Below are 22,727 nucleotides of genomic sequence, written 5' to 3'. Positions count from 1 at the left end.
CGCAGGCCGTCGGCTTTCGGCTGTTGCCGACCACCCAAGGTCAGTCGGGCGGGGTATGGGCGAGCTTTCTCTACGAACTCTCGGTAGCGGCACACCGAGCCGACCACGCGGTCTACTGCCACCCCGCCGCCACCGACGAGGAAGAGATCCAGGTCATCCAGGAGATCTTCAGCACGAACACCGTCGACTGCTTCGTGATCACTGCCACCCAGGACCACGACCCTCGTATCACCTTCCTGCGCGAACGCGGCATTCCCTTCGTCTCCTTCGGTCGCCCCTGGGGGCATCCCATGTCGGACACGTGGTGGGTCGACGTCGACGGCGCCGCCGGTACGGAGCAGGCCGTGGACCATCTCGCCGAACGCGGTCACCGGCGCATTGCCTACCTGGGCTGGGACGGACGCAACGGGTTCGGGGACGACCGGGAGTCCGGCTGGCGCCGGGCCATGCGTTCACACGGCTTCTCGACCCGTGATCTCGCGGTCCGCGGGCCCGACGAGATCAGCACGGGCCGGGAACTCGCCGGCCGACTCCTCGACAGGAAGACGGCACCGACAGGATTCGTGTGCGTCAGCGACACAATCGCGATCGGTGCGCTCCGAGCATGCCGCGAGCGGGGACTGGCCGCCGGCCACGACGTCGGCGTCGTGGGATTCGACGACAGCGTCGGCGCACACTTCGTCGACCCGGGGTTGACCAGCCTCGCCCAGCCCTTGGAACTGGTCGCACGCCACACCATGCGCCTCCTCCTCGACCGGCTCAAGGACCCGGACGCCAAGGCCGAACAGGTCCTGCTCCGGCCCACCCTCGTGGTCCGGGAAAGCACCGTGCCCCTATGAGTCCCGGCCATGCTTCGCGGCCGCACCGCGCTCCGGTCTCGACGCGCACGGAGCGGGTGGAGGCGCTGAGCGGCGAACGGTGCTCGGGGGCAATCACCTGCTGCAGAACGTGATCGCGGACCGTGGGTGGATGTGAGTGCCGCAGGCTGCGAAGCCTCAACGCGGAGCGAGGGCCTTCCGGCAGAGCCGGAGGTGGTCGCGGGCCTGTGCTCTGGGCCTCCAGCTCTGTCGGGCGGACAGGGAACGGTGTGGCGAACGCCTAACGGCCCCCGATCCAGCAGGATCGAGCAGGATGCAGCCGAATGGAAACGGATGGATATGTCGGTTCCGTCGGTGAAATCGCAGGTGAGACGCGTCACCAATTTCGGTTCGAGTCCCACCCGCCCCACTCGTACAGGTCGCTGACCCGCGAAACGTTAATTTTTGGCTGTCGGAGGGTCAACTTCGCCTGAACGGAGTGAATCCGCTGCCCGTGAGTTTGGGGCGGGTCGTCCTGTCATGGCTTGTGGCCGCGTGACCTGCACGGCGCTTCCGCGTGCGGGCCAACGACGGCACGGACTTCGGGTCCTGGAGCGGCTACACGACGTTCACACCGCACACCGCCCTGCCCGCCGCACCGGCGATCTCCTGCACCCCGTACAGCCAGCCAGCCAGGCGGCCGCAGCGGCGGCCGCTTCCTCCGCTGTTCGCGGCCGTTCGCCGCGGCGCTCGGTCCTCTTCTTCGCTTTCGCCTCCGCCGTGATCGCGGACCCGGTCTCCTCCGTCGCCTACGCGATCGAGGCCGCGCTGCGTGCGCTCCATTTCCGCCGGGACGGCTCGTGCACCGCAGTTCCGCGCGCCTCATCGCCACCGATGGCCCGCCGGTCGTATCTGCTCCGTCAATCACTGCCGCCGATGGCAAGGGCACGTTCCTGCCGGGACGCCGGTGTGCGAAGCGGTGCCCCGGCCTGGTGGAGACCGACAAGAGCCTTTCGGTAGGAGGTGATCAGCCCGGTCTCCACGTAGTCCACGCCCAGTTCCTCGCAGTAGCGCCGGACAATGGTGCGGGCCTTGGGCAGGTTGGGGCTGGGCATGCGGGGGAACAGATGATGCTCGATCTGGTGGTTCAGCCCGCCCAGTGCGATGTCGGTGAACCTGCCGCCGCGCAATTGCGTGAGGTGAGCACTTGGCGGCGGAGGAAGTCCGGGAGGTCTTCGCCTTTCAGAATCGGCGTGCCCTTGTGGTTGGGCGCGAAGAGGGAGGCGAGGTAGACGCCGAACAGGCACTGGTGGACGGCGAGGAAGGCGATCGCCATGCCGGGCGGCAGCAGCCGGAGCAGGACGGTCAGGTAGGCCGCGAAGTGCGCGAACAGCAGGGTGTCGTCGGGCGTGCGGTGCTTGAGTGAGCGATTGGCCAGCGCCTTCACGCTCGACACGTGCCGGTTGAAGCCCTCCAGCGTGAGGAGCGGGAAGCACTGGCCCGGCGTCGCCGGAACACCTGACGGTGGGCTGCGTCATGGGCGAGCAGGGCGACCTGGCCGAAGACGACGGCCAGGAAGACGGCGACCGCCAGTGTCCACCAACTGGCGCCGACGAGTACGACGGCGGCCCACCCACTGACGTAGAGCCCGGCCACCACCGTGATCCGCAGCGCGCAATAGCCGGGACGGCGTCCCAGCAGCCCGGCATCAGCGATCTTTCTCGACAATCGGGCGAAGTCGCTGCCTGATGTCTCCGAGGGCGGGGGCGGGGGCGGACCGTGGTACTTCTGGTCATGGTGGTGAAACTCTCTCCGAAGGAGGCGGGTAGCTCGGACGCCTCCCCGGGAGCCGCTGAGACCGGGCCGCAAACAGGGATGCGCTTCCTCACCGCGGGAAGCGCGTGGCGCTACTGCGGAGCAAGGACACGTCTGCTTCATCAGCCGGCGGCCGCGCAAGCCTCCATCTGAAATCGGGCGCGGTCTGCGCTCTCATGGCAGAAGCGAGGCCGGCCGGTGAAGCGGGTCCGGCTGGGCGCCGAGAGGCGCGGCCACCACGACACGCGGCTGGGGTGACATGCCGCAGTCGGCGCGATGGCCCTGTACGGCCGCAGTGCGGCGGCAGTCTCTGTACGGACTGCGCTCCCCCGGGGCCCTCTGCCTCCATTCCTTCGGCTACGCGCACAGGGCCGCTCAAAGGACGCTGAGAGGAGGGTGGGGCACGGCGGAAGGGAGCAGAGCCGGCAGCCTCGTCTGAGCTGCCCGACCGGTCGGAAGGGTTCGGTGAGCGGCTGCTGGGCCTGTTGCTGGACCGGGCCCACGAGATGCCACCGCAACTCATCGCTCCTCTGGTCGCGGAGGAGGTCGCCAGGTTCGGCGGTCGCGAGGTGTCCATCCTGCCGCAGGACTGCGGGCAGGAACTGCTGGCGCCGCTGCCGGGCAGGGGACTGCTGGTCGGTGGGCCCGAGCCGATCGCCGACTCCTCTGCCGGCAATGCCTTCCTCACCGCGACCACCGTCGAGGTCGCGCAGGCGGACGGCGTACGGATGTATCTGCCCATGCTGGACGGCAGCGACCAGGTGAGGGTGATGGCCCTCACCCTCGACACCGTCGTCGACGACGACCGGCGCCCGCTGCGCAGGCTCGTTGGCCTGGTCGCCGACATGATCGTCACCAAGCGCAGAACCACGGTGCCGGGGAGTACGGGCTCACTGCCGGTGTCGGCCAGAAGCCCCACGTCCCCCGTCACGATGGTCACGGCGGTCACCGACGCCGCTTGCCCCGGCCCGACCGCGTGCCTTCTGCGGAACCGACGGAACCGGTCCCCACTGCCGCCGCCACGAGGGACAGTGCCAGGACCTGGGACCCGTCGGGTTACCAGGGGGCGTACGGAGAAGGTCCGGGGCAGGCGACGGCGGCGTCGGAGAGCCTGCTGCCTCACGGCGACGGGCCGGAGCCGGCGCGTGCGGACGCCGGCTGTGTCGCCGTCTGCGGTGGCGGGGCGTACTCGGTGAGCAGGAGGGCGATGTCGTCCGCCCTGTCGGCGGAACGGCGGGCGTCCCGCAGCAGCGCGTCGGCCAGATCCTCCAGGCGGCCCCCGCCTGTGCGGGCCAGTGACGCCCGGAGCCGGTCGACGTCGGAATCGATGTCCGAGTCACGCCTCTCGATCAGTCCGTCTGTGTACAGGGCCAGGACCGACCCGGGTACGAGGCGCAGCTCCGACTCCGGAAAGTGTGCCGCTGTGTCGATGCCGAGCAGAGGGCCGCCGGGCACATCCAGGACTTCGGCCTGCCCGTCGGGCAGGCGCAGCAAGGGCGGGGGGTGGCCGGCACGGACGATGCGCACGACCCCCGAGCGAGGATGGAGGCGGGCGTAGCAGCAGCTTGCGAGGAGCGCCGGGTCGAGGTCCATGTGGAGTCGGTTGGTGTTGGCGACGACGTCGCTCGGCCGGTGGTCGGCGGTGGCGAAGGCCCGCACCGCGCTGCGCAGCTGGCCCATGGCAGCCGCGGCGGCGACATTGTGCCCCTCGACGTCCCCGACGATCAGCGCGACCTCGTCGCCGGTGGGGATGACGTCGTACCAGTCGCCGCCGATGTCCATCCCTCTGGTGCCCGGAAGATAGCGCCCGGTGACATCGAGGCCCGGCAGTGTGGGCAGCCCGTGCGGCAGCAGCGCGTTCTGCAGGCCGCGGGCGAGGGCGAATTCGGCGTCGTAGAGCCTGGCGCGTTCCAGGGCCTGGGCGATGAGGCCGCCCAGCGCGGTGAGGATTCCGCGCTCCTCGTCGGGAAATCGGTGGACGTCGTCGAAGCCGAGCAGGCAGACGCCGACCGGGCGGTTCGAGGCGATCAAGGGCAGGAACGCCCAGGAGTTGGATGGACTGACGATGATCCCGGGGTAGGTCTCGAGAAGCTCCTCACGGGACTCGACGAACAGCGGGGCCCCGGAGGTCAGCGCGTCCGTCACGGGCAGCCGGGCATGCAGCGGGGTGCCTTCGAACCGGGCGAGAAAGCGCTTCGAGTAGCCGCGCTGATCGAGCAGGCGCAGGCGCCGCTCCTCCACCACAGCGATCGCCAGCTTCTGACCGCCGAAAGCGGGAAGCAGCTGCTCCGCGACGGCCTCGAACACCTCGTGCGCGGTGACCGCCTCGGTGAGCGCGCTGCCCAGCGTGAGCACCCGGTAGAGGGAACCCACGCGCGGGGCCGCGGGCGGAGGTGACCAGGAGGCGGGCGGCCCCCCTGCCGTGAGGGTGGTTGCACCGGGTCCGGTGTCGGCCCGTACGGGCTGTCGCGCCGGTGCCGCCCACCCCGTCATGCCCTGAGCACCCGGGTGGAGGGAGAAGACCAGCCAGTTGTCTGGTGGGCGGCGGGCCAGGAAGGAGACCGGTTGCTGGGAGACCAGGGCGGCCCGGTAGCGGTCCTCGTACACGGGATCGGCCAGCCAGGGCAGGACGTCCCAGGGGCGTCGGCCGAGCAGTTCGTCCTGGCGGACCCGCAGCAGATTCTCCAGGCTGTGGTTGGCGTAGGAGAGGCGTCCGTCGGGCGAGAGCGCGAAGAAGCCGTCCGTGAGCCGCTCGATCGCCGCCACGGCGGCCATGCGGCTCCCGGAGTCGATTACGGCGCCGACCAGATGGGACGGGGCCTCCAGGTCGTCAGGGCTCTCGGGCACCCGGCCCCACAGCTCGACGGTGTGGCAGCCTCCGCGGCCGTCCCGGATGCGCAGGCAGTGTGCCAGTACGTGGCGTTCCTGGACCGCGGCACGGGCGGCGGACCGGAAGCCGGGCAGATCCGCGGGCTCGATCATGGCCGCCAGGGTGGCCGCCCGTCCGTCGAACTCGCGGGGCGGCATTCCGAAGATCGCGCACAGCTCGTCGTCGGCCGTGAGTGCTCCGGTCTCGAGATTCCAGTCGAACAGACCCACCCGGATCACCGGAGCGGATGGCAGCGGGACCACCACCGGAGCCGTTCGCTCGTCGTACTCACCGAGCGCGCCGCGGGCCCGCAGTCCGGCGAGGGTGGTGCCCAGCCGGTCGGCGGCGGAGCGCAGCTTCCGGCGCTGCGCCCTCGACAACCCTGTCCCGTCCGGCCTGGCCGTCCACACCACGGCCATGGCGCCGAAGGTCCGCTCGCCCGCCCGTACGGGGACCGACGCAGAGCCGAACGGGTAGGGCAGGGCGACCGAGAGCTGCGGGAAGCGCCGCATCGTCTCCTCCGCGCCGGCCAGATGGACCATGCGCCCGGAGCGGTACGCCTCCGCCACCGGCAGACCGCTGTTCACCGGGATCCGACGCCACCCACTGAGCAGGGAGGGTGGCGACCCGCACGACGCGGCTACTACGAGCGAGCGGTGGTCGCCGGAGAGCAGAAACACGCTTCCGGTATGCGCTCCGGCCAGCTCCACGGCACCGACGATGGCACTGACCAGCGCGTCGTCGCGCTCGGGCGCCTCGCCGACACTTGCGGCGCCGAACGGGTACAAGTTCGATGCCACACCGTTGGCCGACACGTTGCCCTCGATCATCGATGGATAATTTGTTCCATTTTAGGACGGTCCATGGCTCCCCGTGGGCACGTACCGGGCCTGGAAGGCCGTCCAGCATCCACGGACCGAGCGGCAAGTTCCTACGTTTCCGCTTGGCCGGCCAGAGCAGGGGCCCACCCGACCGGGATCGACCTGTCGCAGAAGCAGCTCGCCACGGCTCGCACGATGCGGGCGGATACTGAGGACCCCGGCACCCGCCCGAAAGACCGCGAAATGTATCCGGTGGAGGTTCCGCGCTCGGGTACCTTGACCGTTGTCTTAACGGAGTTTGGCGGACACCAACCGAGACAACCCCGACCGGAAGGTGCGATTGAGCTTCCTGGGATGAGCAAGATCGCCCTGGGGTGGCCGAGAAATCTCGGTACCTTGCGTGCCTGAACCGGAGCAGCCCTGCAGCAACGCGAGGACGTGCTGACCGCCGCCGAGCCGTACGACCTTCACGTGCAGCGTCCATAGCTATGGATTCAGCCGTCTCCCAGCGACTCCTTCGTGAGACTGCGTCGCTTGTCCGCTGCCTGATCGAGCGCCTGCTCCGCAAGCTGGTGCAGCGGAGCATCAGCAGACGCGAGAGCGGCGCGTACCAGGATGGCGTCGAGTCCGGAAAGCAGAAGACCTGGGCCATGACGTGCGATGGCCGTAGTGTCACCCATCAGCGTCATAACCGCGGTTCGGGCGAGGGCCCAGACCGAGAACCGCACGTTCAGGTCGGGTAGAGCAGCAGAGTCGTAGTTCTCCGTCAGCTGCGACGCGGCTGTCAGCCTACGCAGATCGTCCGGGCTGAGATCGGCCAGCGTGTCAAGAACGCTTTTCTCCGCCAGCGACTGTGGACCCTCGAAATCACTCTGCCCGATCACGCGGAGATTCACGCCGAAGGGCACCGTCACGTGATGACCACGCTCCGCAGAAATCTCGGAAATTGACTCCATGAACCGGTCGTGGTCGTACCACGCGTGCCGATAGCCACGGAGGGCGGTCACGGCGACGTCGCGGGCGAGGTCACCGAAGGAATCTGCCTGTGCTGGGACAGTGAGTGGGACGGACTGGAAGAGATTGGTCACCGCGTGTCGAGTGCGGGGGTGAGCTCTGTTCGCGACTGTGAGGCGGAAGGTTACAGACGGCTGCCGGGTCCATCGCCCCAGGACGGCCGAATAAGCCGCGAGGATAACGTTTGCCGAACTGACGCCTCGTCCGCGGGCGAGGCCGGCGATGGCGGCAGCCGCGGCGGGGGACTCCAACTGGGCCCACACGAAGGTTGGTTGCCTGTCCGCAGGAATCGCACAGGGGGGTGCCGGAACAGGGGCCCTGCGTAGCTCTTTCCGCAGGAACACATCCGCCCGCCGGGCCTGAGCCCTGCCAAGCGGGCTGTCCTCGAAGGCGGCGATCTCGCGAGGTTGCCATGCCGATGGCTCGGGCGTGGTACGGCCCATGCTCAGGTTGACGATCTCCTCGTACACGATCGCCGACGCGACCCCGTCGGCGAAGACGTGGTGCAGCAGCATGGCGATGGCCGCGGGAGTTCCCCGCACGGTGAGCAAAGCGATTCGGACGGGCAGTTCCCCTGGAGCGAAGTCCTCCAGAGCCAGCCGCTCCTTGACAGTGTGAGCCGCGCCCGACACATCGTCAGCCGCGACCTCGTACTGATCTATCGAGAGGGCGCCCTCGGCTCTTACGACCTGCACGAGTCGTCCGTCCCCGGTCCGTTCCCAATGGCTTCGCAGCGCCTCGTACCGCTGAACCACCTTCAGGATCGCGGAGAGGACGTCCTCTATGCGCCGTACACCGGTCAGCGGGCCGTCCTTTCGGACGTGCGGCGGGGTGAGCGCGCCACCGATTCGCTCGATCGAACGCACTGCTGCGATCTGCGCCCAGGCCAGGGAGTGGGTTCCGGAGGTGCAGCCGGAGAAGGAGAGGAGATGAGAGGCGGTCTTCTGCATGCTGTTGTCCATCCCGTGTCAGCGAGGGTCCCAAAGGGCATCGCCCTCGGTGACGGCCTTGGTGTATGCGCGCTCCTGGATGTGGTAGAGCCCGGCGTAGGGGCCGCCTCGAGCCATGAGCTCCGGGTGTGTTCCGGCCTCCACCAGTTCACCGTGGTCGAGTACAAGGATCAGGTCCGCGCCGGTGACGGTGGAGAACCGGTGCGAGACGATGATGGTGATCGCTCCGGTCGACTCGGCCAGGCGACGCGCTCGGGTCATGTAGTGCCCGAAGACGGCGCGTTCGCTCGGCGCGTCCAGGGACGCGGTGGGTTCGTCCAGGATGAAGAGGAGCGGCTCCTGCCGCATGGACGCGCGTGCCAAGGCCGTCTTCTGCCACTGGCCCTCCGAGAGTTCCACGCCATCCAGTCGTCGGCCCAACTGGGTGTCCAAGCCGTCTGGCAGTCGGCGCACCACCTGCTCCGCATCAGCTGAGCGGATGGCCTCCTCAATGCGTTCCCGGTCCTCGATGTGCTCTGGAGCGCCCAGTCCCACCGCTTCGGCGAAGCTGGTGTGGTACCGCCCAAAGTCCTGGAACGCGGCGCTGATTCGGGACCGCCACCCCTCTGTTTCGAGATCCGCGAGTGCGGTTCCGTCCAGCCGTATCGCCCCTTGGTCCGGACGGTAGAACTTGGCCAGAAGCTTGACGAGCGTCGTCTTGCCTGACCCGTACTCGCCGACGACAGCGACCACGCTGCCGGCCGGGATACGTACGGAGACGTTCCGGAGAGCCGCGTTGACCGTGCCCGGGTAGGTGTAGCTGACCTGGTCGAATACCAGAGCGTCCGTCAGCCGGTGCGGGGCGGCCACGGTGCCCCCTGGTAGCGCGCGCTCGCGGGCCGCGTGATCGCGTAGCCAGAGGAACGGTTCGATGAGCCGCCCGGCTCCTGCTGTGGCGGCTGCCCGGGACACCGCGATGTGGACGGCTTGGCGCAGGTGCAGGGCGAGGGTGATGGTCAGGACGATATCGCCCACACTTCCGTTCCCGTGGAACGCACGGTACGTCACCAGGGCCAACCCGAGGACGAAGGCTGCCGTGAACACCGTCCATCCCGCCAGTTTCCAAGCGGCCGCGGCGACACGAGCGCGATAGCGCAGCGCGTGTGCTTCGTCCCAGGCACTGACCTGGCGGCGCGTCAATTCCGGTCCGGCTCCGGCGACTCGGATCTCCTTACCTGTGGAGGCATCGGTGACCAGACCGAACAGATGCTGCTGGAGCCGGAATGCCTCAGCCGAGTCCGTCTCCGCCCGGGAGATCAGCCGCTGACCACGGTTGTCGCACCACAGGGGCGCCAGTGCGAACAGCAGCAGAACCAAGAGCCAGGGGCTGAGGGCGCCGAGGAGCGTCAGGGAGACGACTATTTGAAGGACGCTGAAAACGGATTCGACCGCGCCCCACATCCCGTCCACGATGCCCCAGGCGGCACCGCCGACGACCGTGACCCGGTCCTGCACCTCACTGTTCTCCAGGTGGTCCAAGCCCTCGATGGTCGCGATGTCCATGTGGATGCGCTCATGCAGGTCGGTCATCCCGACCTGCTCCACCAACAACACGCGCAGTGTGTTGCGAAAGGCGTTGGCCAACACGGTCGCCCCATATGCGCACGCCGCGCACAGCGCGCCGATCACGGCGCCGGGGAGGTCATCGGCCAGCGTGGCGTCGACGGCATGCCGCAGGGCCAGAGCGCTGGCGGCCAGCAGGACTACGGACACCACCTGGGCACCGATCATGCATGCGGTGAGGCCCGGCACCTTGCGCCACGACAATGCCAGCAGTTCCCGCCAGACTCCGAGGTACCGCCTGGTCATGGGGCTGCCTCCTCGGCGCGATCGTCGTATCCGGCGGCGAATCGCTCGGCCTGGATCTTGAAGAGTCTCGCGTACTGGCCGCCCAGCGCCACGAGTTCGTCGTGGGAACCCGTCTCGGTGATCCTCCCGCCGTCGAGCAGCACGATTCGGTCGCAGAAGCGGACGGTCGACAGACGGTGCGAGATCAATACGATGCTCACCTTGCGCCGGCGCTCGACGATCTTCCTGAACACCTCGAACTCGGTCCGCACGTCAAGGTGTGCGGTCGGCTCGTCGAGCACCAGTAGCCCTGCCCCCGAACGCGCGGCGAACAAAGTGCGGGCGAGGACCACCTGCTGCCATTGACCACCGGAGAGGTCTACACCGCCTTGGCGTGAGCGAGCCAGCGGGGTCTCCCAGCCTTGCGGGAGATCGTCAATCACCGATGTCAGCCCTGCCTCCTGGGCCGCGGCCTCGAGCATCCGCCGGTCCCTCGGGGCGTCCGCCATTCCCAGGGCGACGTTGTCGGCGAGTGTCAGGTGGTACTTGACGAAGTCCTGGAAGACCACCGAGAGTCCCCTGCGCCACGCGGCCAAACCCAGCTCTTCGATATCGGTGCCGTCCGCCGTGATACGCCCTCTGGTGGGGCGGTACAGCCCGGAGAGCAGCTTGATCAGAGTCGACTTACCCGCTCCGTTCAGGCCCACGACAGCCAGCAGCTCCCCCGGTCGGATCTCCAGATCCAGGCCGTCCAGAACCGCGTGTTGGGTTCCGGGGTACTGGAACCCGATTCCTTCAAACCGCACCAAGGGCGGACGCGCTGCCGGACCGGGTGCGGCGGTTGAGACGTGGTCCGCCCGATCGGCGCCGTCGTGAGCGGTCGATTGCGTCGTCCGGTCGTGCGCTGGTTCCGCGAAGGCGGTTCGCAGCTCCGTGAGCGCCGCGATGCCGGGCAGCGCGCCAGTCACCGCTCGAGGGTCGTGACCGAAGCCCTGGTAGATCGCCCACCCGGCGGCGAACACCGCGGTCTCGAGGGCCACGGATCCGCTTCCTTCCACGGCATCGACCACAGCCACGACGTAGGCGATACCCAGCCCTCCGGTGACGAGTACGAACTTGCTCCACTGCTGTCGCAGACTGCGTACCGCGATGCCCCAGACAGGCTCGAACATCCCGAGGATATGGCGGCGCATCCTGGCTGTGGCGAGTCCCGCGAATCCGAAGATCCGCACCTCCTTGCTCGCCTCCGGCGCGATGAGGATCCGCGACCAGGATTCTGCGTGCAGTCCGGCTGGAGCCCCACGGCGCCACTCGTGGAAGAATTCCAGCGCTTGGCGGCTGCGGATGAGGCTGTTGAGGACGGCGGGCAACAAGACCAGTGGCACCAGCCACCAGGCGAGTTGAGCCAGAACGACACAGGAGGCGATCACGCCGACCATCCCCGTCACGATGGCGAGCTGTGAGTGAGCGCCGTCACCGACGGTGCGCTCGGTCCAGTTGACGGGCTCTGCTCTGGCCTGCCGGATCAACTGCTGGACCTTCGGCCTCTCCAGAACCTCGATCGTTTCCGACGTGGCCGCAAGGCTCGCGATCTCGGCGCGCTGCGCACCATCCATGCGCGCCTTCACGGCGTACTGCAGCGGTACGGAAACCGCCTCAAGGACGTGGCTCGCGACGATTACGGTCGCGTACATCCCCAACACCACGGCCACTTGCGTGAATGGCGTGGCTTCCACCGCGACATGTTCGACCAGCGTCGCCATTGCCACGGCCGTGGCGGCCGGTGTCAGACTCTGCATGAGTTGCACTGTGATCGTCAGGCACATCAATGGCGTTCCTGCTGCGGACAGGGCCCGGAGGAGGCGCCATCGCTCTGCCGCGTTCACTCGTTCGAGGGCGGCAAGGACCAGCCTGAGCACGCCGGTTGCCGGCTGATCAGCCTGTGTCGACATCATCGTGCCCACCCAGGAGCGATCGCCGGTGACTGGCCTCGACCTCGTACAGACCATGTCCGCGTGGGCGTCACCCCCACCACGGCGGTGTCCCAGTGGCCGCTCTCCACGTCCCGCTCCGCTGCGAAGAGCGTGGGGTTGGCGTCGCGAGCGAAACCGGCTGCCCGCTGGGCCCATAAGGGCTCCGATATCAGGCACGCGACCGCCGCAGCACACATATGTCGGGTTTCCTCCATCGATCGTGTCGAAGCGCTTCGATGAATCGCAGTCACTGTTCCGGACGTGACTGCAGTGCGTCAAGTGTTGACAGCCCTGAGAGATTCAGGTTCCGGTGCTCTGCCTGGACCCGTGCGGCGGACCCCGCCCGTCGACCTCTTCGGGCACTTTTCACGAGATCAAGCGAGAGGAACGCTGCCGCCTTCCTCCACCGCCGAGGTCCGGTCAGAGCCGAAAGCCCGCTCCACGAAGCCGGACTGCCAACTGCGGACATTTCCTTCTAGATGTCCGTGCTCGTCCAGATACGACAGGTCGCCCTCGGGGCGAAGCTGCTCCACCAGCCATGCCGGAACGACGTCCCGGTAGAACTCCGCCGTGTGGGAAATGGCGTAATAGACGTTGCGCACGATGTCGTAGTGCTTGGCGCGCTCGACGAAGGTGGTGAGGGTGTCCTGGTCAGCGAGTGCGACAGCGCTGGCGACATCGATGAATTTAGACAACGCGATATCGCGCCCCGCGGAGATGTAGAAGCTCGCGTCGGCTTCCTTGTAGAGGTGCTGGCACAGGTCGAGGAGTTCATCAGCCGGACTCAGAGCGAATGCATCCACGCCGCAGGACACCACAGGAACCGCACGGGCAAGGAATTCCTCTGAGCCGACCACGCGGCGGTCCCGCTCGGGAAGAATGGATAGGCAGAGATCGACGAGGAACGCCTCGACCCCGGATGCGGTAGTGGCTTTGATGAAGGGCAGGGCGTTGTTGACGTGCAGTCCCCAGAAGGCCCGGGTGGAGCGCTTGTAGGGCCGTACCTGGCCATCGGTGGAGAGTAGGCCCTGCTTATAGCCCTGATCCGCCAGCATCGCCGACACTTCCCGAGCCCCGGCAGATGTCACCAGCAGGTCGAAATCGTTTGTGCGGCGAGCGCCCGGATCCGGAAATAGGCGCTCACACAGCAATGGCCCTTTCCGAATCGCGTAGCGAACCCCAGTCTCGTTGAGCGCCGCCAGGATCCGTCCGAATTCTGCGCGAAGCTCCTCATTGCGGCGACGATTGCCCTCGAAAACGCTTGTGAACACCCAGTGATTGGGTATGAGCTCAATATCACCAAGGGTGGAGCGGTAGAGCCGGAATTTCTTAACGTTGTAGCCGATCAGAGGCAGAGTCCGGTGACGGACTCCCTGATTGACCACCCACTCCCAGTCGATGTCACCTCGACGCTCCACCAGCGTCTTTCGTAACCGTTCGGCGCCGGCCTGGTGCATCCAGGGGTCACTCAGGGCGATAAAAAGACCTATGTCCGCTCTGCGCGGATGAGGCGGTATGGTCCCAGAATTGGGAGATTCACCCTCGATGGTTCCCACGGCTCCCCTTAGCGGTGCTTTCGATCGTCATGTAGCAAGGACGCCGCAACCTAACAGCAGGACAAAGGTGGTGACAATGCATCATGTTGCACAGTTGCGACTTCACATCCGTCGGGCAAGCTCGGCTTTCGACCATGGCCGCAGGTAAGGAGCCGATTCAGCCTCTCAGTCGGCTGGTTGGAGGCGTGTACGGCAACCTATGTTGATCGAGAAAGCGCTTGCACCTCGCCCGGTTCTGCCTCAGGCTACCGATGGCCTCAGTCGTCGCAAGCGCGAAGACATGCCGCGGCAAGAGCCGCCTTTCAGTAACCGAGTTGCACCACGACACTATGGGGGAGGCGTCTGTGACTGGTGAAGGGTTCACAATCGGGACGGCGGATAATGCTACGGAGATTTTACCTGTCACCACCCCGGATCTGAGCGATCTCGTGAGGCATGAGGACTATCGCGAAATCTGCAGTTTCTGCGCCGAAATACACTTCAAGCAAGAACACAATCTACTGGGCGAACTCCTGCCGGACTACGCGGTAGAGGACTTCATCCTGTTCGAGAGTGACCACTTCGTTGTGATACCTGGAGTGGGGGCCGTGTGTGACGGGTACGTGCTCATCTCACCGAAAGAACATGTCCTTTCGTTCGGGCATCTGGGCTCGGCTCTGGATGCCGAACTGGACGACGTATGCCGGCGAACAGCCGGATTCCTCAGGGAGCGTTACGGCGAACGCGTGCTGGCCTTCGAGCACGGCGCTGAGTCGTTCCGCAACCGAGGGGGATCATGCACTGACCACGCACACTTGCATATGTTCCCCGCCGTGCCCGAGATCGACATCGCCGCAGGGCTGCGGAGAGATTTCGAACTCCGCTCGGTCAACGACTTCCTACCCGCTCTTCGGCATCAGGTTCAGGAACGTCAGAAACCCTATCTGTGGCTGCGTTCCGATGACGGCCAGATGTGGATCTGTGATGCGCCCAGCGCACTTTCGCAGTATGTGCGCCGCATCATCGTCGCCCAGCTCGGGCGAGCCGACGAGTGGGACTGGGCTGTTTTCCCCGGCATCGAGCACCTTCGCTCGACGATCGAGACGTTTCGGGTCTTTCCGAATGGCTGATCAGCTGCTGGCAGCTGGCGGCGAGCATGGCCGGGGCAGAGAGATCGGCGTCTGACCGCTCGGGCAACGCGATCACGTCGCCGGAGCGGTCGTCCGGGACCGAGCAGGGTATCCACCCTTCGGCGAACAGACGCCTCCTCCCGCACCGTCGTTCCACCACGAGCAGCACATTGCCGGCACCATCCAGCCTCGACCGAGATCCCTGTCCGGAGCGACGGTTCGACTTCGGGCGCCCGTCGCAGCCCATGCGCTGTCGCATCGTGTGCCGATCTCTCACTACGCTGCGTGCTCACGCCGCAAGATGAGCGGCGGCGACCTCCAAGGAACTCGTGATGCGCAAAGCAGGGAAGCTCGTTCGGGACAAAATTCCCGAGATCATTCGACAGGATGGCGGAGATCCGACTACCTATATCGCGGAAAACGCCGAATACATGGAGCGTCTGAGGGAGAAACTGAACGAAGAGGTCCAGGAGTTCTTGGACGCCGATGAGGCCGAGGCGCCGGAAGAACTTGCCGATGTCCTGGAAGTGGTGCGGGCGCTTGCCCAATCATTGGGGATCGAGGCTGCGGAACTGGAGCGCATCCGCCAAAGGAAATTCCAGGCGAAGGGAGGTTTCACTCGCGGGATTATCTGGCTAGGGGATAAAGCGAATGAGTCTACCGGATCGTGACAACCTGCTCGATATCCACTGGAGGCATGTATGGGTGCTAAGGGAAGCTTGATTGTCTTTGAGGGAATTGACGGTTCCGGAAAAACAACAACCGCCGAGGCGCTCTCCGATGCGATCCGCGAGCAGGGAGGCTCCTGCATTTTCCTGCCGAAACGTGCTGTAGTGAGCGATGAACCTTACGTCAGGGAGCACCTCGATAAACTCGCAGAAATCATCTGGACCAAGGCCAAGCACGCCCCCACTCATCTCCTGGGCTACGACCACTGGATCCACGCCGTTGCCTCCTATTTTTTCGCCTTCGAGCACGCATGCGTACGCCCCTTGCTCGCAGCGGGTACCACAGTCGTGGTCGACAACTGGTTCTACAAATTCGTATTACGCATCAGCCTGGCAAGTGGAAAGGAACTGGCAACGGTCCTTTCTTGCTTTGAGGGTCTCCTGGAGCCGGATACCGTCTTCTATCTCGATGTCACAGCCGAGAAATCCGCGGCACGCAAGGGAGAATTCTCCTGGGCGGAGACGGGCAGCACGGCGAAGGATCGTCCTTCCCGGGAGCAGGAGATGGCCAACTTCGTTGTGTATCAGAACCTCCTCAGGGAGGGGTACGGTCCCTTCCTCGAAAAGGAGAACTGGAAGGCCGTGGATCCCGGAGACGCTACTGCGGAGCAGGTTGCGAAGCTGCTCGTCGTCTCGGTCTGACCATCAGCAGCCTTATCCGTCTGCCGCCTAGCGAGATCGAGAAATGGCGTCCATTTATCAACCTGTTCCACTGCATCAAATGACAAAAGACGAGGCATGGCAGCAGGGTCGAAGCAGGCAGTGGCCGAAATGGGCTACCGTCTGTCACCTCCACGCGCTGGGGTTACCCGTCGTGAACACGTGCATGGTGCCTCCAGGCCGGAGTGGCGCGCTGACAGAGGCAATAGCGACGATGGCAGCGGCTTGTAAGACCGATCGTCTCATGCTGCGGTCCGATGGAGGAATTGAGACCAAGAAGTATTACCGAGGTGGAAAGGTCTTCCCTGTAAGGGACCTGGAGAGAGAAGCAGCCCCGCTGCTCGCTGACGGCCGCGCGGTTCTTCTCCTGGAGCCAACCGATCGACTGGACAACCGCCTCAACGCACTCTTTCGGCTGGATCGGGACGCGATCAATGGCAGCGGCGAGATCAGCATTGAGCTACTGGGGCCGGGATACGATATTGCAGATCTGACCCGGGGGAGTGTCCCTCCCCAGCTGACCGTCACGATATCGAATGTGTCATGGCGCCACTACAGCAGGCCGTGGTGGAGTGAGATTTCCGTCAAGGTCCACGAATTTTCTGACTCCGAGCGACGTAACCGACGTCTGGACTTTATACGCCAACATATATTGATACCCACGGGAAAATTAGATGAATCGTCCGGGAGGTCGGACGTTGTCGCGTGGCTGAAGAGTCGCGGATGTGAAAGGCTTTGGCAGCCGATCAACCGTGACCGTATCAAGTCGATGATCCCACGTTGGCATGAGGACTTGTTCATGGTGGCGCAAACTCATCCGAATCGCGCCTGGAACTGTCTAGCTACTGGTTGGAGCCTCATGGGTATCGGCCGCACCATTTACTGGGATGTCGTCGACTCGGCCCGCAAATATGGCGTCACAAACGGCTTGAGGGGATCGTATGAGCGCTGAAGAACACGCCTATCAGGCCACTATCTCCGCCATGGTGGCACACCATGCACCACATTGTGCAACCTTTTCGGACGTTCTGCGTTCGGTCCCCGGCCTCTATCCCACTGAGGTCGTCAAGGTGCTCGAGTCCCTCGCTGCCAGGCAGCTGATCGATTCGGTCACCTTTCGCAGGCTACGGCCGACCGCATTCGCCGGCGGTGCGCCCGGAGCGGACCAGAACGATAGTTCCCTGCCCATCCCTCACCCCTTGGACTACGACTGGCGCTTTGAGGAGGACACAGCACAGGAGCTGCTGCAGCGATGCCTGAGGGCCACTCAACCGGGAGATGTTGTAGCTTTCCTCGGCACGCCGAGCCTCTTCCAGCGGGCGATCCGCTCCTCTCAGGACGGGCGAACGTGTTACCTACTGGAACGCAGCGAGGAGACCGTATCCGCCCTGCGGGCCATGGAGCACGTTCAGGCCGGCCATGTCGTGCAGTGCGACCTGGCACGCGATGACCTGCCGGTTCTGAAGGCCAAGGTCGTGGTCGCGGACCCTCCCTGGTACACCTCCGATACCCGGCTGTTCCTCTGGGCTGCCGCTCGCCTGAGTCGTCCGGGAGCCGAGATTCTGCTGGCTCAACCCTCAATCGGTACACGGCCAGGTGTGCTCGCGGAGCGGGAGTCCATCCAGCGATGGGCCCGGGACTGCGGTCTGAAGCCACATGGGATCACCACAGGCAACCTCGGGTACACCTCACCACCGTTCGAGCGATCGGCACTTGTCGCGGGCGGGCTGGAAGGCGTCCCGGACGGATGGCGCCGCGGTGACCTGATGGAGTTCCGCCGAACCCGACAGGACACGCCGAGCCCAAGCCGACCGGACATCACCCGTCAGGAATCGGGCACATGGGCGGAGGTGACGCATCACGGCACTCGCATCAGATTCAAGTACGACGCCGAGGACAGTCGCACGACGCCTACGGACCCCAGGCTGCTGTCCCTCGTGGAGGGGGACGTCCTGCGCACAGTCAGTCTCCGGGACCCCGTCCGAGCGAAGGCATCGGTATGGACGTCAGGGAACCGGATCTTCTCCTGCCGTTCGCCACACCTTCTGAAGGTGATCACCGAGGCAGTAACGCGGAGCGCCGACGTCGAGGCGACGGTGATCGCACGGTTCGGGCCCGACGCACACAGGACTGGCCTGACACACATTCGCACTGCCGAGCGCCAGGTTCGCGAGCTGCTCGCGCTGGAATCCAGGACTCTGATGTCGGGCGGCCGCGCCGGATGACGAGCCTGTCCACGCCTGGCGCCCGCAGGGATCAGACAGGAACGCACGGCGGAGGCGTTCACGAGGGATTTCGGGGTTCTGGACGGGTCGGCCGGTTGACGTTCCTCGGGCGCGATGACGAGATCTTCATGCGCCGAGGTGGGCGGACGAGTACGACGAAAATCGAGGCGACGGCCTTGGACGTTCCGGGGGTCACACAGGCCGCTGTCAATCCTCCCGGCGCGGACGGCGTGTTGCACATCTGGGTCGTCTCCCGGGGCGGTGGCGCCGATGTCCTGCGAGGTCTGTCCGAGCGGCCGGGTCCCGCCAAGGTCCCGGACCAGTGCTGGGTGCAGGACCGGCTTCCGCAGACACCGCACAGGAGAGTGGACAGACAGCGGCTGCGCCAGGCGGAGCGGAACGTGCCGGGACACGTGGCTGACGTTGCCGAGACCACGACGGGAACCACGACGGGAACCACCACGTGATCGAGTACGCCGAACGCTACGGTACTCCGCTGTACGTGTACCGACTGGAGAAGGTGAGGGAGGCAGCGGCTGCTCTTCGACGGGCCCTCCCCGAACCTTGTCGGCTTTACTACTCACTCAAGGCGAACCCCCACCCGCGGATCGTGGAGGAACTCGCGGCTGTGGGAGTGCAGGCGGAGATCAGCTCGTCCGGCGAGTTGCAAGCGGCCCTGGCGGCCGGGCAGGCCGCGGCCGACATCCTCTACACGGGCCCCGGCAAGACGCTCCGCGATATGCGCATGGCGATCCGTGCCGGGGTTCGTCGGTTCTCCGTGGAGTCGATGGCCGAGCGAAGCCGGCTTGCCGACGCGGCCGCGGACGAGGCCAAGGACGTTGATTACCTGGTACGGATCAATGCTCCTGGCGCGGCTGCGGGGGGCACCGGACTGCGTATGACAGGCGTCCCGTCGCAGTTCGGCATCGACTTCGACCAGGCGTGCGTCCCCCCAGAACTGTTCCGGGCCGCGGGTCGACTACGGCCCTTGGGTATGCACTTCTTCCCCGCCACGAATGTCGCCGATCCGGCGGCGCTGGCGCGTGAGTTCGAGCTCAGTGTGGAGACGGCGGCTGCCGTCCGGGCGAAGACGGGGTTCGTGCCTTCGCTGATCGATCTCGGAGGTGGCTTCGCCGCGCCCTTTGCCCGACCGGGAGATCTGCCGGACTACTCTGGCCTGCGGCAGGTTCTGGAGACGGCTCTCGACAGGTGTTTTCCCGAGTGGCGCCATGGCCGTCCTGCCATCGCCTTCGAGTCAGGGCGCCATCTGACGGCTCAGTGCGGCACTCTGCTCACCACGGTGCTGGACGTCAAGCGCAGCGGTGGCCGGACGTACGTGATCCTCGACGCGGGAACGCATGTCCTTGGCGGCATGTCCGGGCTCGGGAGAATCATGGCCCCCGCTGCTGTCCCCTGCACGGACGCCGGTCGAGGCGACGGCATGGGAGAGGGAGCATGTTCCGAGCCGGCCGAGAATGCCACCACCCTGGTGGGCCCCCTTTGTACCCCGCTCGACGTGCTCAATCGGTCAGCCTCACTCGGACGGCCGGAGGCCGGAGACTTGCTGCGGATCCCCAACACCGGGGCCTATGGCCTGACCGCCAGCCTGCTGGCTTTTCTTAGCCACCCTCCGGCTACGGAGGTAATTGTCGACGGCGCTGATGAGGTGCACGTGCGACGGCTCGAAGTGACTGCGACACAACTGAAAGGCGTTGAGGAATGACGGTCCCTTGGGATGAAGCCTTCGAGACAATCCTGCGTTCGCTGCTGCGGGCGTTGCCGGATGATGCGCCGTTGAGGCCCGATCAGGACTTGGCGGCAGCAGGACTGGATTCCATGGCCAGCGTCGAGTTGCTGCTCAAGTTGGAGGAGACCTACGCCGTGGAGATCCCGGACGAGTTGCTGCAGCCGACCACCTTTGCCACCGCGGGGGCCCTGTGGGAGGCGGTCTCCGGACTGCGTGCGACGGAGCTGCAGGAATGACGGCGTCTCGGCAGAGCGTTGACGACGTCCTGCCGTCCATGGTGAAGACACTGCGAGCATGCGGCCCAGGCCGATGAGGAGGCTGCCTTTCCCGTCCGGAGCATGGAAGCCGTGCGCGCGGCGGGTCTACTCGGCTTCCTCGTGCCCACTGATTACGGCGGTTTGGGAAAGGAGGAGCTGTTGCCCTCGGTGGCGTGAGGGGGGACTTACCTTGCATCAGTCACCACTGAGGCGACGAAGGGGTGGCGCTTTGTCACTGCTCAGTCTCCCGTTGTCCGCAGCTCGGACGGTCTCCACGTGGATCGCCAGCCCCCGTCGTCTCGGGCGGAGCCCATGCCGACGGGGGCCTGGTGACCCTTCGGGCATCTGAGGATGCTCCTGTCCACGAGGTGTCCCTGGTCTATATGGGCGCGAACAGGTGACTATCGATTCCGCAGGCGCATGGGACACCCTGGGCATGCGGGGCATGGAGAATGTCTCGCTCAGGCTGACGAGGTTCGGGCGTGCGGTGTCCTTGCCCTGGGCGCGGCGGCGCTCCTGCCAGCGGCGCTTCAGCGCGAGGCCGCCGAGCATGGCCGCCTCGCTCGAACCGGTGGTGGAGCAGCCGCGGACCTGTTCCGGACGCGGTGCGTGCCAGAGCCGGGCGAGCATCCGTACGCAGCGCTCTTCCATCGCGGTGATCTTCGGGTACTCCGCGCGGTCCGCGAGATTCTTCGCCGCGGTCTCGCCATGGCACGGATCACCTCGCGGTCGGCTGAGGCGGTTTCAGATCCCTGTGTCCAGGCACTTGCACGACGTCAAAGCCTCAGGCCGCTGTGGCGGTTGTGGCGGCGGCGTACGGCAGGTGCCGGCGCAGTGTCCTGACGGTGTGGTGGATCTGTTCGGGAGTGTGCTCGCAGGTGACGAAGAACCGCAGCCGGGTCAACTCCTCGGGTACGGCCGGATACAGGATCGGGTTGACACTGATGCCCTGACGGAACAGCGCCTCGGCCAGTTGGAGGGTCTTCGCCGAGTCCCCGACGATGCACGGGACGATGGGCGAGTCGTGGCTGCTGCCGATGTCGACACCGGCCCGGCGTGCCAGGGTCGCGAACAACGCGGAGTTCTCCCGTAGCCGCGCCAAGCGCTGCGGTTCGGCACGCATCACCCGCAGCGCGGCGAGGGAGGCGGCGGTGTTGGCGGGCGTCATGCCGGCGCTGTAGACGAAGCCCGGAGCGGTGTACCTGAGGTACTCGACGACGCTTCGCCCGGCGCCTATGTAGCCGCCGCACCCGGCCAGCGCTTTGGACAGGGTGCCGCCCCACAGGTCGACGGCCCCGCGCTCGACGTCGTGGTACTCACCGATGCCGCGCCCGGTGGCGCCGATCACGCCGATGCTGTGCGCCTCGTCGACCATCAGCAGTGCGCCGTGCCGCCGCTTGACCTCGATGAGCGCGGGCAGGTCGGCGATGTCGCCGTCCATGCTGTACACGCCCTCGATGACGACGAGTACCCGGCGGTACTGGTGCCGGATCCGGGTGAGGAGGGTGTCCAGGGCGGCGGCGTCGTTGTGCGGGAAGGGCCGTCGCGTGGCCCCGGAGAGCTTGCAGCCCTGAAGGATGCTGTCGTGGGCGAGCGAGTCGTGGACGATCAGGTCGCCCGGCCCGACGAGATGACCGATCACGGTGACGTTCGTGGCGTGCCCGCTGGTCAGGGTGATCGCGTCCTCGGTCCCGAGGGTGTCGGCGAGTTCCCGCTCCAGTTGGAGGTGGAGCGGGCGGCTGCCGGACAGCAGCCGGCTGGCGGACGCCGACGTGCCGCACTGTTCGACGGCCTCCTCCACCGCTTCGGTGATACGGGGGTGGCTTGCCAGACCCAGGTAGTTGAAGCCGGAGAACGAGACCAGCTCACGGCCGTCGATGACCGTTGTGTCCGCCATACCGCCCTCGTGCACCCGGAAGTAGGGGTTCGGCAGGTCGAGCCGGTCCAGCAGCTGCATGCGCTCCTGATGTGCGGTCACCTCGGGGAAGCACTCGATGCGGGTCTGATCCTGTGGGATGAGACCGACTTGGGGAGCCGGGGACTCTGTCGGTGTCGGTGTCGGTGCCTGTGCCTGTGCGGGGGCGGGGTGCCTGGGCTCGGGGACCGGGGCGTCCATGGGTTGGGGTACCAGGCGCAGACCGGCCGGGGGACGGGGCGGGGCCTCGTTCCGGACGATCGCGGTGACACTCCCGACCGTCGGCCGGGCGCACCTCTCGTCGACCGTCAGGGACGGCCAGCGCCGCTTGAGCGACGTGAACAGGTCGGTCAGCATCAGCGAATCGAACCCGAGGTCGTCCACCAGCCGCTGACCGGCGTGCAGATCATTCACCGGGAACGCGCTGATGCGGGCTATCTGCTCGAACACGGCCTCCTTTACGG

Annotated in this window: 14 protein-coding genes and 4 pseudogenes; 10 read left to right on the top strand and 8 right to left on the bottom strand. The window is 66.2% G+C overall.

Annotated elements, in window-relative coordinates; genetic code table 11:
• Positions 1 to 23: 23 nt before the first annotated feature.
• Complete coding sequence (locus ADK36_RS25310; protein WP_199830249.1) at positions 24 to 839, top strand: substrate-binding domain-containing protein; 816 nt, start codon at positions 24 to 26, stop codon at positions 837 to 839.
• 878 nt (positions 840 to 1,717) lie between these two features.
• Here ADK36_RS25310 and ADK36_RS25305 read toward each other — a convergent pair.
• Positions 1,718 to 2,525: pseudogene (locus ADK36_RS25305) on the bottom strand (fatty acid desaturase family protein).
• Between the two features lie 527 nt (positions 2,526 to 3,052).
• Between ADK36_RS25305 and ADK36_RS25300 the strand changes: the two are divergent.
• Positions 3,053 to 3,484, top strand: a pseudogene (locus ADK36_RS25300) (serine/threonine-protein phosphatase); the annotation flags it as partial.
• A 247-nt stretch (positions 3,485 to 3,731) separates the two neighbouring features.
• Here ADK36_RS25300 and ADK36_RS25295 read toward each other — a convergent pair.
• The 5 genes from ADK36_RS25295 to ADK36_RS46590 form a co-directional block, all read right to left on the bottom strand.
• Positions 3,732 to 6,311: a SpoIIE family protein phosphatase gene (locus tag ADK36_RS25295; protein WP_053199166.1), complete on the bottom strand. Its 2,580-nt coding sequence runs from the start codon at positions 6,309 to 6,311 to the stop codon at positions 3,732 to 3,734.
• 485 nt (positions 6,312 to 6,796) lie between these two features.
• Complete coding sequence (locus tag ADK36_RS25290) at positions 6,797 to 8,266, bottom strand: condensation domain-containing protein (RefSeq protein WP_159391195.1); 1,470 nt, start codon at positions 8,264 to 8,266, stop codon at positions 6,797 to 6,799.
• 18 nt (positions 8,267 to 8,284) lie between these two features.
• Complete coding sequence (locus tag ADK36_RS25285; RefSeq protein WP_048580370.1) at positions 8,285 to 10,114, bottom strand: ABC transporter ATP-binding protein; 1,830 nt, start codon at positions 10,112 to 10,114, stop codon at positions 8,285 to 8,287.
• Positions 10,111 to 11,892, bottom strand: coding sequence for an ABC transporter ATP-binding protein (locus tag ADK36_RS25280; protein WP_199830239.1), 1,782 nt, complete (start codon positions 11,890 to 11,892; stop codon positions 10,111 to 10,113). The genes ADK36_RS25285 and ADK36_RS25280 overlap by 4 nt, the downstream gene beginning before the upstream one ends.
• Before the next feature lie 548 nt (positions 11,893 to 12,440).
• Positions 12,441 to 13,622: a nucleotidyltransferase family protein gene (locus ADK36_RS46590; protein WP_159391194.1), complete on the bottom strand. Its 1,182-nt coding sequence runs from the start codon at positions 13,620 to 13,622 to the stop codon at positions 12,441 to 12,443.
• 344 nt (positions 13,623 to 13,966) lie between these two features.
• Here ADK36_RS46590 and ADK36_RS25270 point away from each other — a divergent pair, with 344 nt between their 5' ends.
• From ADK36_RS25270 to ADK36_RS51530, 8 genes and pseudogenes are all read left to right on the top strand, one after another.
• The gene (locus tag ADK36_RS25270; RefSeq protein ID WP_159029114.1) at positions 13,967 to 14,731 is read left to right on the top strand and encodes a hypothetical protein; all 765 of its coding nucleotides are present in this window, start codon (positions 13,967 to 13,969) and stop codon (positions 14,729 to 14,731) included.
• A gap of 332 nt (positions 14,732 to 15,063) precedes the next feature.
• Positions 15,064 to 15,402: a nucleoside triphosphate pyrophosphohydrolase gene (locus ADK36_RS25265; RefSeq protein WP_053199158.1), complete on the top strand. Its 339-nt coding sequence runs from the start codon at positions 15,064 to 15,066 to the stop codon at positions 15,400 to 15,402.
• Between the two features lie 30 nt (positions 15,403 to 15,432).
• On the top strand, positions 15,433 to 16,101 hold the full coding sequence (locus ADK36_RS25260; RefSeq protein ID WP_078916108.1) for a dTMP kinase: 669 nt from the start codon (positions 15,433 to 15,435) through the stop codon (positions 16,099 to 16,101).
• A gap of 262 nt (positions 16,102 to 16,363) precedes the next feature.
• Positions 16,364 to 17,071, top strand: a complete 708-nt coding sequence (locus ADK36_RS48965) for a hypothetical protein (protein ID WP_159391193.1) — start codon at positions 16,364 to 16,366, stop codon at positions 17,069 to 17,071.
• On the top strand, positions 17,061 to 18,344 hold the full coding sequence (locus tag ADK36_RS25255; RefSeq protein ID WP_159029112.1) for a hypothetical protein: 1,284 nt from the start codon (positions 17,061 to 17,063) through the stop codon (positions 18,342 to 18,344). Before ADK36_RS48965 ends, ADK36_RS25255 begins: the two co-directional genes overlap by 11 nt.
• Before the next feature lie 463 nt (positions 18,345 to 18,807).
• Positions 18,808 to 20,067: a hypothetical protein gene (locus ADK36_RS25245; RefSeq protein ID WP_053199154.1), complete on the top strand. Its 1,260-nt coding sequence runs from the start codon at positions 18,808 to 18,810 to the stop codon at positions 20,065 to 20,067.
• Positions 20,064 to 20,327: a phosphopantetheine-binding protein gene (locus tag ADK36_RS50390; RefSeq protein WP_048587551.1), complete on the top strand. Its 264-nt coding sequence runs from the start codon at positions 20,064 to 20,066 to the stop codon at positions 20,325 to 20,327. The genes ADK36_RS25245 and ADK36_RS50390 overlap by 4 nt, the downstream gene beginning before the upstream one ends.
• Before the next feature lie 66 nt (positions 20,328 to 20,393).
• Positions 20,394 to 20,525: pseudogene (locus ADK36_RS51530) on the top strand (acyl-CoA dehydrogenase family protein); the annotation flags it as partial.
• A gap of 291 nt (positions 20,526 to 20,816) precedes the next feature.
• Here the strand turns inward: ADK36_RS51530 and ADK36_RS46580 are convergent.
• A pseudogene (locus ADK36_RS46580) lies at positions 20,817 to 21,053 on the bottom strand (pyridoxal-dependent decarboxylase); the annotation flags it as partial.
• Positions 21,054 to 21,132: 79 nt separating this feature from the next.
• A partial coding sequence (locus tag ADK36_RS25235) for an aminotransferase class I/II-fold pyridoxal phosphate-dependent enzyme (protein WP_159391192.1) occupies positions 21,133 to 22,727 on the bottom strand: 1,595 nt, incomplete at its 5' end.

Source organism: Streptomyces viridochromogenes, from assembly GCF_001270495.1.
Lineage (GTDB): Bacteria > Actinomycetota > Actinomycetes > Streptomycetales > Streptomycetaceae > Streptomyces > Streptomyces viridochromogenes_A.
This window is presented reverse-complemented; position numbering and strand designations above follow the sequence as displayed.